Origin of the sequence: Glaciimonas sp. Gout2 (assembly GCF_035018905.1) — a bacterium.
Classification (GTDB): Bacteria; Pseudomonadota; Gammaproteobacteria; order Burkholderiales; family Burkholderiaceae_D; genus Glaciimonas.
On the sequence record NZ_JASJXA010000006.1, the window covers coordinates 32,162 to 46,909 of the forward strand.

15 protein-coding genes are annotated in these 14,748 nt (G+C 50.6%); 7 read left to right on the plus strand and 8 right to left on the minus strand.

Going from position 1 to position 14,748, the window contains the following annotated elements; all coding sequences use genetic code 11:
- Window positions 1-53: 53 nt before the first annotated feature.
- The 6 genes from QN379_RS06290 to QN379_RS06315 all read left to right on the plus strand — a co-directional run bounded on the left by QN379_RS06290 (window position 54) and on the right by QN379_RS06315 (window position 6,916).
- Entirely contained in the window at window positions 54-611 is a 558-nt protein-coding gene (locus QN379_RS06290) for a GspH/FimT family pseudopilin (protein ID WP_322234766.1), read from the plus strand.
- Window positions 612-693: 82 nt separating this feature from the next.
- Window positions 694-1,236 carry a type IV pilus modification protein PilV gene (gene pilV, locus QN379_RS06295; protein ID WP_322234764.1) on the plus strand — a complete coding sequence of 181 codons (543 nt, stop codon included), beginning with the start codon at window positions 694-696 and terminating at the stop codon, window positions 1,234-1,236.
- A gap of 8 nt (window positions 1,237-1,244) precedes the next feature.
- On the plus strand, window positions 1,245-2,318 hold the full coding sequence (locus QN379_RS06300) for a PilW family protein (RefSeq protein WP_323506261.1): 1,074 nt from the start codon (window positions 1,245-1,247) through the stop codon (window positions 2,316-2,318).
- A complete protein-coding gene (locus tag QN379_RS06305) occupies window positions 2,315-2,863 on the plus strand; it encodes a pilus assembly PilX family protein (protein ID WP_322234760.1) in 549 nt (182 codons plus the stop codon). The genes QN379_RS06300 and QN379_RS06305 overlap by 4 nt, the downstream gene beginning before the upstream one ends.
- A gap of 90 nt (window positions 2,864-2,953) precedes the next feature.
- On the plus strand, window positions 2,954-6,457 hold the full coding sequence (locus QN379_RS06310) for a pilus assembly protein (RefSeq protein WP_323506262.1): 3,504 nt from the start codon (window positions 2,954-2,956) through the stop codon (window positions 6,455-6,457).
- Window positions 6,458-6,469: 12 nt separating this feature from the next.
- Window positions 6,470-6,916 (plus strand): type IV pilin protein, encoded by a 447-nt coding sequence (locus tag QN379_RS06315; RefSeq protein ID WP_322234757.1) that lies wholly within the window; start codon window positions 6,470-6,472, stop codon window positions 6,914-6,916.
- A 197-nt stretch (window positions 6,917-7,113) separates the two neighbouring features.
- Here QN379_RS06315 and QN379_RS06320 read toward each other — a convergent pair whose 3' ends face one another.
- From QN379_RS06320 to QN379_RS06330, 3 genes are all read right to left on the minus strand, one after another.
- Entirely contained in the window at window positions 7,114-7,401 is a 288-nt protein-coding gene (locus tag QN379_RS06320; RefSeq protein ID WP_322234755.1) for a zf-TFIIB domain-containing protein, read from the minus strand.
- Window positions 7,402-7,575: 174 nt separating this feature from the next.
- On the minus strand, window positions 7,576-8,262 hold the full coding sequence (locus QN379_RS06325; RefSeq protein WP_323506263.1) for a Bax inhibitor-1/YccA family protein: 687 nt from the start codon (window positions 8,260-8,262) through the stop codon (window positions 7,576-7,578).
- 29 nt (window positions 8,263-8,291) lie between these two features.
- Window positions 8,292-8,690 carry an HPF/RaiA family ribosome-associated protein gene (locus tag QN379_RS06330; RefSeq protein WP_322234751.1) on the minus strand — a complete coding sequence of 133 codons (399 nt, stop codon included), beginning with the start codon at window positions 8,688-8,690 and terminating at the stop codon, window positions 8,292-8,294.
- Window positions 8,691-8,787: 97 nt separating this feature from the next.
- On the opposite strand from QN379_RS06330, the gene nhaR reads away from it, so the two are divergent.
- A complete protein-coding gene (nhaR, locus tag QN379_RS06335) occupies window positions 8,788-9,708 on the plus strand; it encodes a transcriptional activator NhaR (protein WP_322234750.1) in 921 nt (306 codons plus the stop codon).
- A gap of 48 nt (window positions 9,709-9,756) precedes the next feature.
- Here nhaR and QN379_RS06340 read toward each other — a convergent pair whose 3' ends face one another.
- The 5 genes from QN379_RS06340 to QN379_RS06360 form a co-directional block, all read right to left on the minus strand.
- Window positions 9,757-10,569, minus strand: a complete 813-nt coding sequence (locus tag QN379_RS06340; RefSeq protein WP_322234749.1) for a betaine/proline/choline family ABC transporter ATP-binding protein — start codon at window positions 10,567-10,569, stop codon at window positions 9,757-9,759.
- Complete coding sequence (locus QN379_RS06345; RefSeq protein WP_322234748.1) at window positions 10,566-11,447, minus strand: proline/glycine betaine ABC transporter permease; 882 nt, start codon at window positions 11,445-11,447, stop codon at window positions 10,566-10,568. The genes QN379_RS06340 and QN379_RS06345 overlap by 4 nt, the downstream gene beginning before the upstream one ends.
- Window position 11,448: 1 nt before the next feature.
- Window positions 11,449-12,540, minus strand: a complete 1,092-nt coding sequence (locus tag QN379_RS06350) for an ABC transporter substrate-binding protein (RefSeq protein WP_323506264.1) — start codon at window positions 12,538-12,540, stop codon at window positions 11,449-11,451.
- 24 nt (window positions 12,541-12,564) lie between these two features.
- On the minus strand, window positions 12,565-13,392 hold the full coding sequence (locus QN379_RS06355; RefSeq protein WP_323506265.1) for a phosphate/phosphite/phosphonate ABC transporter substrate-binding protein: 828 nt from the start codon (window positions 13,390-13,392) through the stop codon (window positions 12,565-12,567).
- Window positions 13,393-13,770: 378 nt separating this feature from the next.
- On the minus strand, window positions 13,771-14,730 hold the full coding sequence (locus QN379_RS06360) for a fatty acid desaturase (RefSeq protein ID WP_323506266.1): 960 nt from the start codon (window positions 14,728-14,730) through the stop codon (window positions 13,771-13,773).
- Window positions 14,731-14,748 lie beyond the last annotated feature (18 nt).

The following is a 14,748-nucleotide window of genomic DNA, read 5'->3' on the forward strand; positions in this document are numbered from 1 at the left end:
GTAATGTCCTATCAACATGGCGGCTATTTAACGTCTCAGTTAAACGACCTTTGATGAAAAATTCAGTGATCAAGCGTTCAAGCTTTGCTGCGTTCACGTTGATTGAACTATTGATCACGATTGCCATTGCCGCAATTTTAGTTTCGCTTGCTCTGCCATCATTCAATACGTTGCTACTCAATAATCGCCAGACTGGGCAAGCAAATGCATTTATGAGCGCGCTGAATTACGCCCGCGCTAGCGCGCTGACGCAAAATGGCACTACGCAGGTTTGCCCCGTCGGCGCAACCGGTTCTGTCACTTGCGGCGCTAACTGGAATACCGGTTGGATTGTTAAAACAGTTCCCACTGCGGGCATCGGTACGCTTTTGCAAAGCTATCGTGCAGGACCAAATGATCCGTTGCTATCGGCGGTGGCTTTTGGTGGCGTAACGGCCACTGCGATCACCTTCGACCCTCGCGGCCTTGCTACCACGCAATCCAATTTCAAAATTTGCGATACCCGCGGTGCGGCCTATGCACGATCGCTTCAGGTTATTGTCACGGGGTCAATTCAGCAAGGGCCTACGCCGGGTACCGCTGTATGGGGTGGCGCGTTGGTTTGTCCTTAGCGAATGATTGTATTCAAAAAAAATGATCGTAAAAAATGAGCACAAACGGTGAGCATAAAGTAAGCGCAAAAGGTGGAATGCCATGAGTCAAAAAAGAACCATCGACCGCCGCACCGGATTTGCCTTGCTGGAAGTCCTGATTGCACTTGTTGTACTTGCTTTTGGCATGATCGGTATTGCCGGAATGTTGTTGGTAGCGCACAAAGCGAATAGCGCGAGTTATCTCAAACAACAGGCCGTCCAATCAGCCTATGACATCATCGACCGCGTCCGCGCTAACAGTCCTGCTGCCGTTAGCGGTAGTTATAACGTCAATAATTTACTGACCGGCGCAGTCCTTCCCGCCGCTCCGGCGACGATCCCTCCCGATTGCAGCGTTGTGGCCTGTAGCGTGGCTCAGTTAGCCGCCTACGACGTATGGTACTGGCTTGCTAAGGATATCGCGCAATTACCAAACGGACGTGGCTCTGTCGTTACCGCTGCCGTAGCAACCAGTAACAACACGCTGGTTACCGTGACGGTGCAATGGGATGACTCCCCAGCGCAAAGCAAACTAGGGGCGTCCACGCAGACTCAAGGGACCAGCGCCAATCTGGCGCAATTTACCGTGCAGACACTCTTATGAGGCCCTCTTTGAAGCCGATAAATAAAAACGTCCGCGGGTTTTCATTAATTGAGCTCATGATCGCCATCACGCTTGGGCTATTTTTAGTAGGCGCGATCATCAGCGTTTATCTCGCGGAAACGCAGATTTACAAATCCACGAATTCGCAAGCGAGCATCCAAAATGCAGAGAATGCTATTGCGGGACTAGTCACGCCGGTCATACGCGCTGCAGGCTTTAATGGTTGTTCATCATTGACGCAATCTTTGTCCAACCTTAACGCCGGTGGCCCGCCGCCTTTGGGTACGCTGGGAACATCGATCAATGCGCTGTTTGGCTATGCTGGCAGCGGCGCTACCTTGACTATCGTGCAAGATAATAGTGCGAATGATGTGATCGCCACCGATTGGAGTCCGACGCTAGACGCGACGCTGACGGGCAAAGTCCAGGCGGGCAGTGACGTGCTGATTTTGCTGGGTGCAATGCCGAATACCCCGCCGGTAGGGGTGACCGTTATTCCGTTAGGTGCGGCAACGATGACCTTGCAGAATACAACAGGTCTGGCAGTTGGTCAGCTCGGAATCGTCTCTGATTGCCTGAAATCAAGTATTTTTCAAATCACCGCTATTGCCGGAAATACCATTACCCATGCGGCTACTGGAGGTGCGATCGGTACAAATAGTACTAGCGTATTCGCGGTCAACTATCAAACCGGTGCGCTATTTGTGCCCCTGCAACAAACTGCCTTTTATGTAGCGCAAGGTGTCGGCGGCGATCAAAGTGCGCTAATGCGATCGACTTATAACAATGGCGTCTGGACCGATCTGCCATTGGTGCCGGGGGTTGAAGCGATGCAGGTTTTATATGGGATCGGCACAAATAACATCCTGACCCAGTATGTTTCTGCCAATGCAGTAACAGACTGGACACAAGTCTATTCGGTGCGCCTGGGGTTTCTGATACAGGGCCAAGTTGGTTCGGGGACCACATCAAATGCGAGCTCCCGCCAATTTACCGTCTTGAATACCACTGTTACGGTGCCCGCCGATGGCCGTTTACGGCACGTCTATGAAATGACGATCAACCTGAGGAATGCAGCATGAAAACTCCCTCACGCTCTTTTAGTGTTCCACCTTTTAGCGCACGTGCTTTTCGCGGACAAAAAGCACGCGCGCAACGCGGGGCAGTATTGCTGATCACGGTTATGCTAGTGTTAATGTTGACCATTCTCGCCCTCGGATTGGTGGCGTTAAATAGTACCCAAACCCGCATCGCCACCAACAGTGCCGATGTGCAAATCGCCTTTCAAACCGCTGAAGCGGCACTGAATCAAGCCCAAAGTAATCTCCTCGCGGGTGCTTATCCGGTAGGAAATTTTCAATCTAATGGCAACGGCTTGTATTTGTTTAACCCAGCCAATCCGCCATTGTGGACCACCATTCTTTGGAGTGGTGCGGCGGTGATTTCAAGCTTTCAGGGAAACTCCAACACCGCCGCTGCCTACTTTATTGAGCTTCTGCCCTCAGTCGTATTGCCGGGTCAAAACATGAAAAAAGTCACGCGCGTCTTTCGCGTCACGGCGCGGGCAGTTGGGGCCAGTGGCGGCGCACCGGTATTGCTGCAGGCAACGGTACAAATTCAACAGTAGCGCTATCTGCGCGCAAGATTAATTAAGTAACAAGTCAGCCGCCACTTCGCATCACTTACAGTAGCGCGGAAGAAATGAGAGGATCGACGTATGCAGCAACAACAAAAATCGAGGATGCGCTTGAAATACCTGCCTGCCATTGCTGCCGTAATGGCGGCGGCAGTCTTGCTAGCTTCGTCAACAACGATTCCTCCTGCAAACGCCCAGCCTAGCGTGACGCTCGCGATTTCTCAGGTACCGTTGACCGTATCCACACCAGCGCATCCGCAGGTCTTAATTGCGCTGGGTAACTCAGAATCGATGGATGGGACGCTAAGCGGCGCGATCATGATCGGGTCTGGTAGTGTGCCGAGCGGATTAGCCAGCCTAAAAAATTCCAGCTCCCCGGTAACCTATTTTGTACCTGCCGGTTTCACGCCACCAATACAGGCAGCCGACCTGGCAGGCAATGCGCCTTACACGGTCAGTCAGAACGGCAATCTGGCCGATAACGGGGCCAGTCGGCTGAACGTAGCCAAAGGCGGCATCCAGGCGATTATCCAGGCCTACATGCAAAATACCGACTTTGCGCTCCTTAACTACAGTACAAACAACACAAGGATTTATACAACGTGGGTGTATTACATGTCTCCCGCAACGAGCGGTTTCACCTTTACCAATACTCAGGTAAGCGGCAACCGTTATGTTACCAATCCATGTTTTGGTTACCCATCCGCAAGCGCGACGGTACAAAATAATTGCGCTTCGATTATAGGTTCCAGTTTGTACTCTGCCTCGGCGGTAGCAAACTCGCAGTATATGCAAATTGGCGCATCCAGCGACGACGCAACCATCAATGATGTTCTCTATGCCGGATCGCAGGCCAGCGTCTACATTAACTATGGAAATATTAGCCCCAGCACGCCATTTCCGCCAAATTACTCATTAGGTAATTACAACAGCGGGTCGATTAATGTTTCCTACCAATTTAGCGCCCCTTCTGCCAATCAGTCAACCGGCCCCACTAACGCCGGATACGTACCGTTTTCACGACAGGTCATGTATGTGCAGCGTGGATTTGGCTACGGTGGAGGCCAATCCGCCACCTCGGGAAATGTTGTTGTTCCAATGACTTCCGCGGGAGCAGCCCCGACCACCACCACAGTGACCGCTGCGGTAAGTGCTTTTTTACCTTATTTAGCGCCCGAAACCAACAACACTAACACCGCTGAGATCAAGGCAGTGGCTGGTCAGGCACCAACCGCCGGATTATTGGCAAAGGCGCAAAGTTATCTGGCGAGCGTAGCAGGATCAACCATTGCTTGTATCCCCAAACAATATGTCGTGCTCATTTCTGACGGGTTACCAACTCAGGATCTGGCTGGCAGATATTGGCCTCCATTAGGTAGTGCAGCAGCCGTCGGTTATGGCGTGACCGCCAATTTCAATTCGGATGGCTCCCTCAATACCGCCAATCCGGGCAATGACCAGGCGCTGATTGATACGATTACCAATCTTACCAACATGAATGCGGCTGGTATCAGCACTTACGTCATTGGTTTAGGGGCCGGAGTAGATCCCGCGGTAAATCCGCAAGCCGCGGCCACATTGCAAGCAATGGCAATCGCTGGTGGAACGGCTAACTATTATCCCGCCAGCAGCCCAGGTGATCTTGTCAACGATCTCAATACTATTTTAGTTTCGGTTCAAAAAGGAACCCAGTCAACGACCGCCGCCGCCGTCAATTCACCGTCTCTCCAGAATGGGACCGTGGTCGAGTATCAAGCCAGTTTTAATCCAAACGACACGCCCTATCAGGATTGGACCGGCAGTATCATCCCAACGGCGCTCGACAAAAATGGCATCCCAACCACCATTTCGCCATGGGGCGGGGCGACTACACAATCTTTATTGGATACGCAAGTTATTGGAACTGGATGGTCGACCGGGCGCGTCGTCGCCACCACCAACCCAGCTCTTAACTCAGGCGGCAATGGCGTGCCCTATCAATGGGTAAACCTAAGTCCGGCCCAACAGCTTTTGATGCAACCTAACGATAATCTTGGACAGAGTCGTCTCCAGTACATCCGCGGCAATACGGCTCTGGAAAAGCGCAACGGCGGCACTTTCCGCAATCGGTCACATATTCTTGGAGATATCGTCGATAGTCAGCCACTATATGTCGGCACACCCAACGCCGCGTATTTGACGGCTAGTTATCTCGCGTTTCAGAAGGCTCAGGCCGCACGGCAACCTATGCTTTACGCCGGCGCAAATGACGGTATGCTGCACGCCTTCGATGCAACCACTGGTGCGGAAAAATTTGCTTTTATACCGAACGCTGTCCTTCCCAATCTGCAAGCATTAACGATCCCTATTTACAATCAAAACCATCTCTTCTTTGTAGACGGATCGCCACAATCTGGCGATGTCCAATTTCCCGATACAACCTGGCATACCATTTTGGTCGGTGGCGAAGGCGGCGGTGGAAAAAGCATCTATGCTCTCGATATAACCAATCCGCAAAGTTTGACGACCGAAGCAGCACTAGCAGCCAAGGTATTGTGGGAATTTACCGATGCCGACATGGGCCTCAGCTACAGTGAGCCTCAAATTGCGCCGATTACGGCTACACCGAATTTTGCGGTTTTCTTCGGTAACGGCTATAACAGCCCCAACAACAAGGCCGTTCTCTACGCGATCAACCCAAGTACCGGACAGACTATTGCCAAAATAGATTTATGCGCTGCCGTGTCGGGGGCGTGCAATAGCATGCTTGCGCAAGGCTTGTCGACTGTCTCGGTAGGAAATGCAGATGGTCTGCAATCTCAGCCTGTCACGCAAGTCTATGCCGGCGATTTACAAGGCAATCTTTGGGCAATTGATGTATCCAATGCTACCCCATCGAAATGGCAAGTACGGTTGTTGTTTCAGGCACGCGATGCGAGCGGCAATATTCAACCGATCACTGTCGCACCCGTCGTCACACTCCATCCGAATTATCCGCGCCTGCAAGGTCAATTCATCTTGTTTGGCACTGGCCAATTGCTGACCGTCGCAGATTTGAGCGATCAGTTAAAACAGACCATTTATGCCATTTGGGACAAACCGGGAAATACCACCGTCCCCCCCCGCAGTAATCTGCAAGTGCAAACACTGACAGTGGGCGCGGGAGGTTTGTTGTTTGATACCAGCACGCCGATTGACTGGACTAAAAAGTTAGGCTGGTATGACGACTTGCTGGTGGCCGGGCAACGCGTGGTCACGGCTCCGGGGTTGCTTGATGGGGCATTTATAACGACCTTGAATACGCCACCAGCGGCGAATACCTGCAATGCGGGGTTTACCGCCACGTTCCTGGAATTAAATTTTAAGACCGGCGGTGCCTTTTCACAACCACAACTAGATACAAACGGCGATGGCGTTATTAATGCGCTTGATTCAAATGCCGTCGGTCTTCCGCTTGGTACGGGCTATTCCAGCACCCCAATCCCAATCGGTCCGAATTCAAAAAATCAAATCATCAAATTGATTACCCAATCCGGAGGACAGCAGAAGTCTATTCGTGATCCGAACAACACACCACGACGCTTGACGTGGTGGCAACTTCAATAAAAGGCGCGCACTATGCGTATGCACACAACTCCATTTCATTTGTCGAGGCAACTGCAACGGGCTTTTACCCTTGTCGAACTCATGGTCGTGGTCGCGATTATCGGGATTCTTGCCGCTTTTGCGTACCCAAGTTATACGTCTTACGTGCTGAAATCACATCGCGCCGATGCGTTAAACGCGCTATCCCAGAATCAGGTCATACTGGAACGGTGTTACGCCCAGAATTTTACATACAATCAGGCGTGCGCTTCGCTCCCGGCCTTTCCTCTGGCGTCGCCACAGGCCTACTACACGATTACGCTTCCGATCCAGACCGCAACGGCCTTTACGCTCACGGCCACCGCGATTGGGACTCAGGTTCAAGATACCAGCTGTGCAACATTATCCGTTGACCAGGCAAATCAGCAAACCGCCTTCGACAATGGTGGGACCGCACAAACTGTGTGCTGGCATCCTTAACGCAACGTTCAACGCCTGTTCAATACCAATTGGATAGAAAAATTTTGAGGACAAAATAGACTCAAAGAAAAACGATCCTGACTTGCATCTAAACACCTGTAACATTAATTTAGGCAAGAAAAAGGCGCAAAACCAGGATGTTTTTATCCTCTGTTTTGCGCCCTCTTAAACCCTTTTCTGCCGAAAACAACGGCATCTCAATCGAACAATTCTTGCCAGAAGCTCTCTTTCTTTTTGGGGCGATGGCGATTATCGTACGATGAAGAATCTTTCTCATGATGTTCCGAGCGATAGTTCGGTTGCTGCCGCGTAGATCTGATCGGCGGCTCGATAACCGGTGTTATTTCAAGCATCGATTGCTCAATGATTTTATCGAGCTCACCACGATCAAGCCAGACACCGCGGCAACTTGGGCAATAATCGATCTCGATATTTTGACGCTCACTCATAACGAGCTCTTTCTCTTTACATACAGGGCAATACATGGAAACCTCCAATGGTTGACTATAAAAACCCTCACTGAAATAACCTCAGCGAGGATTGTGAAGTGATGATGTTTAACAAAAATATGCGAAGTAGAAATCAAATACACAAGTCACATACAAAGGTGCGATGCGTCGTCATTTTGCGTAGGTAGCACACCTGGGCAGCGTACTTATTTATTCCTTGTTAGCGAATCCCAATAGCTGCAACAAACTGGTGAAAAGATTAAAAATTGACACGAACAGACTGACCGTCGCCATCACGTAATTGGTTTCTCCACCTCTTACAATATTATTAGTTTCATAAAGAATCATTCCTGACATCAGCAACACGAAGACCGCGGATACCGTCAGCGATAACGCCGGTATCTGGAGAAAAATTCCTGCCAGTGCGGCAACAAAAGCCACCAGAATACCCACCGTCAACATCCCGCGCATAAACGACAGATCACGCTTGGTGAACAACGCGTATGCCGACATACCCAGAAAAATCGCCGCAGTACCACCCAGCGCCATCATCACCGTCATAGTGCCGTTTGGCATCTTTAAGTAATGACTAATAATCGGACCGAGCGTATAGCCCATAAAGCCGGTCAGAGCGAACACCATCGCCACACCCAAACCACGGTCCCGATTTTTGGTCACCAAATACAGCAGACCAAAGTATCCAGCGATCGTGATCAGAATGCCCGGCCCCGGCAAACGCAGTGCAGCTGTGACGCCAGCCGTGATTGCGCTAAAGCCAAGACAAAGCGATAGTAGTAGATAGGTGTTGCGCAAAACCTGCCGCGCCGCGCCATCCATGACCGTGGTCGTCGAATACCTGGAGGCGCTATTTCTGAGTGTGTTGTAACGGTTATTCATGCATGATCCTTTCGTGAAAATAAAATAAATTAAATGAGCGTCGGCTCTGTTACTGGCAAAGCAATGTCGGCGGTCACCATGGCCGCAACAGTCGCGACGGTTGCAGCAAATTTCTTGTGATGGATCGATTTTGCCCGGGACAACAAACGGTCAATTGCCTGTGCGGCGCGCTGCGCAGCCTGATCCACCATAGCGGCAATATCGTTACCTTTTTCGATCACAACAATCGTAGGCAACCCTGGCATGGTTAAATGAATCTGGCAGTGCTTGTCCATTCCGCCCTTCGGACCGTTTTGATCCGTAATACGGACTTTCAAAGTCTGAATACTGTAGTGCGCGCGGTCGAGCGTCATGCGAAGACGATGAATGACATACTCGCGTAATCTGGCGCTGAGTTTTACCCCTTTTGCAACGATCGTCGGTTTCATAATGACTCCAATTCGTTTTAGGAAAAATCATCATAACGTTGCCCTAATCATTTAAAAAGCGAAGATAATTGAAGTATTACTTCGGAAAAACAGAACAATGAAATCAACAGGATTAAACTTTCGACATCTCCACTATTTCTGGGTCGTTGCCAAGGAAGGCAGCGTCACCGGTGCAGCCGATCGGCTCGGCGTAGCAGTGCAGACAATCAGCATGCAACTCTCTCTGCTCGAGCAATCAATCGGTAAGGCGTTACTGGCCCCACAGGGACGCCGACTGGTGCTGACCGAGGCCGGACGGATGGCATTAGGTTATGCCGATCAGATTTTTCTCTTGGGCGAACAAATGCAAGAGGCACTTGCCGCCACGAGCGAGGACCGCATGTTGCGGCTATCCGTTGGCATCTCTGACTCATTACCGAAGCTGATCGCATCGCGCTTGCTGGAAGCCGCATTGAGACTACCAGAGCGGGTCAAACTAATCTGTTACGAAGATAAATTCGAGTCACTTCTAGGCGACTTAACGGTACATAAACTCGACGTTGTACTGACCGACCGTCCTGTACCATCCGGCACCACGTTGCGTGTATTTAGCCATTTGCTGGGTGAAAGCGACATTGCGTTATTTGGCACGCCGGAACTGGCAAAGCGCTATCGCGACCAATTTCCGACCAGCCTCAACGGCGCACCGCTTCTGCTACCTACGCGCAACAATCTGATTCGCGGCCGCATCGACCACTGGTTTGAAACCCGCAATCTGCGCCCGGACGTGGTCGGAGAATTCGATGACAATGCGTTGTTGAATACGTTTGGACGGAGCGGATTGGGATTATTTCCTGCACCATCCGCGCTTGCAGCAGACGTTCAGGAACAATTTGGCGCAGAACAAATTGGTAAGCTGGATCAGGTCCATGAGCAGTTTTACGCCGTATCGAATGAACGTAAAATCAAGCATCCGGCCATCGAAGCCATTCTTTCAGCGATCCATGGCAGAGTGTTTACGCCGACCAAACGAAAATAAGGCAATTGTTGAGCAATATTGTGCATGACATCGCACAATACTTCTCATCTACACCACCTCCCGCTTTTCCACAAAGCGTCGCACATAATCGTCTACCGGATTTTGCAAAATATCGGTTGGCGTACCTTCTTGCACCAATTTTCCATCACGTAAAATGGCGATGCGGGTTCCAATCCGCAACGCTTCGTCAAGATCATGCGTGATGAACACAATTGTCTTTTGCAACGTCGCCTGCAAGTCCAGCAATTGCGTTTGCATTTCGCTACGAATCAGCGGATCGAGTGCACTAAAAGCTTCGTCCATTAACACAATATCGGTATCCATTGCCAAGGCACGCGCTAAACCGACGCGCTGGCGCATGCCGCCGGAAAGGGCATCGGGGTAATTGCCCTCATACCCAGTCAGCCCAACCCGCTCAATCCAGTCACGTGCGATAACCAGACTTTCAGCACGGTTGTCGCCGCGTACCAGCAATCCATATGCCGTATTCTCCAACACGGTTTGATGTGGCAACAAACCAAAATTCTGGAACACCATACTAATTCGGCGGCGGCGCAAGTCACGCAGCCCTGCGGCATCCAGCGTCAAGATATTTTGACCATCGATGAAGATTTCACCAGCCGTCGGATCGATAAGGCGATTGAAGTGGCGCACCAGCGTCGATTTTCCTGAACCTGACAATCCCATGATGACAAAAATTTGTCCTGCTGCGATTTGTAAGCTGACGTGATCAAGACCGACATTACAATTGTGCTGCTGCAAAATGTCGGCTTTGGTTTTGCCATTGCGCAATTGCTTCAGCGCTTCTTGTTCGTGAGGACCGAAGATTTTAACGATTTGGCGTGCTTCGATTTTGATCATTTCAGCGTTTGCTCTTTGGTCTGCGGTTGTTTAAGCGCAATACGCTGGCGGCGCGTCAGGCCATAACCTTGGCTGATGCGATCAATCACAATAGCCAGAATCACAATTGCTATACCCGCTTGCAAACCGGTGCCGGTATCGAGCGTCTGAATGCCCTGTAAAACGTCTTCGCCAAGCCCGCGCGCGCCGATCATGGACGCAATCACCACCATCCCAAGCGCCATCATGGTGGACTGATTAATTCCGGCCATGATGCTGGGTCGGGCCAACGGCAATTGCACACCGATCAGCAATTGCCATTTGCTGGTCCCGAAAGACCAGGCCGCTTCAGTCAGATCGGTGTCGACCTGACGGATACCAAGATCGGTCAATCGAATCAAGGGCGGCAACGCATACACCACCGTTGCAAAAATCGCAGGGACTTTGCCCAAGCCGAAAAGCATCAATACCGGAATCAGATAAACAAAGGTCGGCAAAGTTTGCATCACATCCAGCGCTGGCAATAATACCTTACGCAACCACGTGCTGCGCGACATCAATATCCCAAGCGGAATGCCCATCAATAACGTTATCAACGTTGATACCAACATCAGCGCCAGTGTTTGCATCAATTTATCCCACAAACCAAACGCGCCAATCAGGTACAACAAAGCCACCAGCAACAGACTGATCACAATACGTTGGGTTGCGTGCCACGCCATCAATCCCATTGCCAGAAGGATCAACCACGGCGGCGCTGCGCGTAAGGCGGTTTCCAGCGGAACCAGCACCCACGTCAATACCGCATCGCTGATTGCATGAAAATGATCGCCGTAATGGGTGACCAACCAATCAACGCCGCTATTAATGGCTGACTTTAAGGAGAGCGAAAAAAACATATTACTTCACACTCGCACTGATCTTGGCACCGACATCCACGGGTACCCATTTTTTCCATATTTCAGGATGCTGCTGTAGAAAAATCTGAGCGACTTGTGGCGGTGCCAGTTTCTTTTCAGCCATGTCGGCAAGCGACTTATTCAGCAAGTCGAGTGGGATATTGAACTTCGATAAAAACGCACTCAATACTGGGTCCTGCTTATTAAAAACAGTAGAAACGCCAGCCTGAATCACTGCCTCGGGCGCGGCTGAACCGCAAGGATTTGGCGTATCTTTGTTCGCAAGAGTCTTGAAGCATGCCTCATTAAATGCAGGCTCTTGTAATTTTACAAATTTAAATTTCCCCATCAGCGCAGTAGGAGCCCAATAATAAAACAGCAATGGTTTGCCGCGTTGATAATCCGACGTAATCGCCGCATCCAATGCGGGTCCGGTGCCGGGACGAAAATTTACGTAGCTGTCGGTCAGTTTATAAGCCTTGAGCTTTTGTGTGTTGACACCTTCGCACGTCCAACCGGTTGGGCAATTCAGAAAACGTCCTTTTGATGGCTCTTCCATATCCTTGAATAACGTTTTGTAGGTCGGCAGATCAGCGACTGATTTCAGCGTCGGTGCCATCGGTTTAATACCGCGACTTGCGTCGCCCTTTATCACGTACTCGGGCACGTACCAACCTTCACTGGCGCCCACGATGACTTTGCCGAGTGGCATCACGCTGCCAGCTTTCTCCGCCGTATTCCACGCATCGCTGCGTCCTACCCACTCTTCGGCCAGCACCTGAATGTCATTCTTCGACAGCGCTACTTCCATCGCTACCGTATTGCCGGGAACGCTTTCAGTCTTGCAGCCATATCCTTTTTCCATGACGGAGCGCATCACCTCGGTCAAAACGGAGCCGCTCTCCCAATTGAGTCCGGCAAATTTGACGATCTTGCCACTCGCACACCAAGGTGAAACGGTGGCGCCTGAAGCCGTAGAAGCCAGTGCGATGGGCGATGCTGCGGTCGCTCCATGAGCGGCTATTACGCATCCGCCGATCAATGTCAACCGCGCTAAAAAGCCGCGCATTCGCCGCATAGAGTGAATAGTCATTTTTGTCATTATCCTTATCAATTCCTATGCTAACCGCGGATAGCCTAGCGCAATCGCAAATTCTTCCATCGCCATGATAGCTTGATAGTCTTTTTCTACAGTAAGCGCCAAGCCAGTGATGCGCAGTGGCTCAGCGATCTGCCGATTTACACACACCTTCTCTAAGGCCTCTACTAATATGACAGACTGTGTTTGATTAAGCTGTAAAGACGCAATAAATGGTAGACCCGGAGCCGCCAGACTTTCTTGCAAAATGCGCAATCCAAAGACTTTATCTGGACAAGCGCGGGCGACATAAGCAAACGTCACACAATCAATTGCCGCCACATCTGCCGACCCATTTTGCACCATCACCAGACTGTCGAGGTGTGAGCCCGATACATGTACCTTATCAAAAAAATAGCCTTTGTGGGCAAAAGGTGCCACGGTATGGCGCAAGGCGTTCATCCCGCTATGGGAATTCAACTGATTGACAACGCCAGTACTTCCACGGAAATCAGCTAACGCGGGCATCGGCCGAAGCATTCCCGCATCCGAATCATCAGCCCGGACAACGAGTAAACTACGATAAGAAACGCCACTGCAACCGGGAACATCATAAGTCGGCGTAGCTAGAAGTTGTACCTGACCGTGCAAAGAGGTTGTCAACGGATAGCCACAGGTTTGGCTCAGCAAGAGATCAGAACGCAGCCAGAAATGCTCCAGATCGTCGATATCGCGCACCACCTCAATCGCGTCTGTCCATCCGCGCGCGCGCAGCACCGCAATAACGGCCTCCAGAAAACGCTCGTAATCTGCGGTCAATGTTGGGCCGACGTTATACATCGGCAGCGCTACTTTCCAAGTCTGCATTTTTAAAATATTTTAGCGAGTTGCCCTATTTTAGAGCGTATGCGATTGGAAAGTCTTTGAATACTACAAGCTGAAAATCAATACTTGACCTCGTATAGGCATCTTTGCCGGTTAGTTAGCCAATTAGCCACCGCTGTAACGTGATTGATTTTGGAGTCAAAAAGATCTATTGAGGCCTGCGTTCGTCACTGTTCCGCCTCAATTCCTGGCAAGAAAATTCCGTTGCGAATTTAATCGGAGATACCTACTCGGCTAGCGCATTGAAAAAGTGAGTTGAAATACCCGCTTAAAGCGGACCAAGGCACGCCCAAATCCAGAAATACGCCGAGCACATTGCTGAAACGACCATTATCATTAGAAACGAATTTGGCCGTTCTACTATAACGCGCAGGGATTCGGGGGCAGCGGATGCAATGGATCGTCGATTGGGTTGAACCCATAATCCCGCATCAATTCACGGTATCCGTGGAGATGAAAACCACCACAGCGCGACAGATAATCAGCACGATCCTCCTGATACACGCGTGCGATCAAATACCAAGGCAGTCGCGGCAAATCGTGATGCACCAAATGGTAGTTATTATTGAGAAATAAGATGCGCATCAACAACCCCGCCTCATTGATCACGATCCGATGCTTACAATCAGCCGCTGCCCTATGTTCAAAATAGGATCGCACCATCGCCACCGACATGGCGGGATAGGCAATAAATAACAGGTAATACCACCAGGGAATATCGAAAAAATGCTGTATCCCGACCAACATACCAACAAGCAATCCTCCGTGCGTCAGCCACATCCGACCATGGCGCATATCACCATGCAAAATTTCCTCTATTGCGGTCCCCCACGTCGAGCTGATTGCCATCAATGGCCCAACCAGCATCCGCCCCCAAAAAGTCTTGCGCCAGCGATATAAGGTGCGCATGAGGTGACCGCTTGCATGCCATACTGCGGCATCAACATAATGGGTTTCCGGGTCAAGTCCCGGCACGGTCAGATTCGCGTCATTGTGATGTTGCAAGTGACTTTGGCGATAGAGCGAATACGGATACCAGACTGCCAGCGGTGCATATGCCAATATTTTATTTAGCCAGAGATAGCGCGTCGGATGCCCATGCATAATTTCGTGCTGCAAGGACATAAACCAGACACAAAAGACAATCAATAACAGGGTCGTGGGCAGTAAAGTAAGGCGGGAGCGAAACCACAAAGTTGCACCCCAACCGCCATAAATGAGCAATACCAACAACCAGGTTGGCCACTCGGACCGTGCTATGCGATTGCTCAACAACTCGGCGATTTTTTGCTGTTGCCCATCACTCAAATATTCCGCCATGCTATGTCATCGCCTTGT

Coding starts and splice junctions, on each gene's coding strand:
- QN379_RS06290 (WP_322234766.1), top strand. CDS start 54: ATGAAAAATTCAGTGATCAAGCGTTCAAGCTTTGCTGCGTTCACGTTG.
- pilV (WP_322234764.1), top strand. CDS start 694: ATGAGTCAAAAAAGAACCATCGACCGCCGCACCGGATTTGCCTTGCTG.
- QN379_RS06305 (WP_322234760.1), top strand. CDS start 2,315: ATGAAAACTCCCTCACGCTCTTTTAGTGTTCCACCTTTTAGCGCACGT.
- QN379_RS06310 (WP_323506262.1), top strand. CDS start 2,954: ATGCAGCAACAACAAAAATCGAGGATGCGCTTGAAATACCTGCCTGCC.
- QN379_RS06315 (WP_322234757.1), top strand. CDS start 6,470: ATGCGTATGCACACAACTCCATTTCATTTGTCGAGGCAACTGCAACGG.
- QN379_RS06320 (WP_322234755.1), bottom strand. CDS start 7,401: ATGTATTGCCCTGTATGTAAAGAGAAAGAGCTCGTTATGAGTGAGCGT.
- QN379_RS06325 (WP_323506263.1), bottom strand. CDS start 8,262: ATGAATAACCGTTACAACACACTCAGAAATAGCGCCTCCAGGTATTCG.
- QN379_RS06330 (WP_322234751.1), bottom strand. CDS start 8,690: ATGAAACCGACGATCGTTGCAAAAGGGGTAAAACTCAGCGCCAGATTA.
- nhaR (WP_322234750.1), top strand. CDS start 8,788: ATGAAATCAACAGGATTAAACTTTCGACATCTCCACTATTTCTGGGTC.
- QN379_RS06340 (WP_322234749.1), bottom strand. CDS start 10,569: ATGATCAAAATCGAAGCACGCCAAATCGTTAAAATCTTCGGTCCTCAC.
- QN379_RS06345 (WP_322234748.1), bottom strand. CDS start 11,447: ATGTTTTTTTCGCTCTCCTTAAAGTCAGCCATTAATAGCGGCGTTGAT.
- QN379_RS06350 (WP_323506264.1), bottom strand. CDS start 12,540: ATGACTATTCACTCTATGCGGCGAATGCGCGGCTTTTTAGCGCGGTTG.
- QN379_RS06355 (WP_323506265.1), bottom strand. CDS start 13,392: ATGCAGACTTGGAAAGTAGCGCTGCCGATGTATAACGTCGGCCCAACA.
- QN379_RS06360 (WP_323506266.1), bottom strand. CDS start 14,730: ATGGCGGAATATTTGAGTGATGGGCAACAGCAAAAAATCGCCGAGTTG.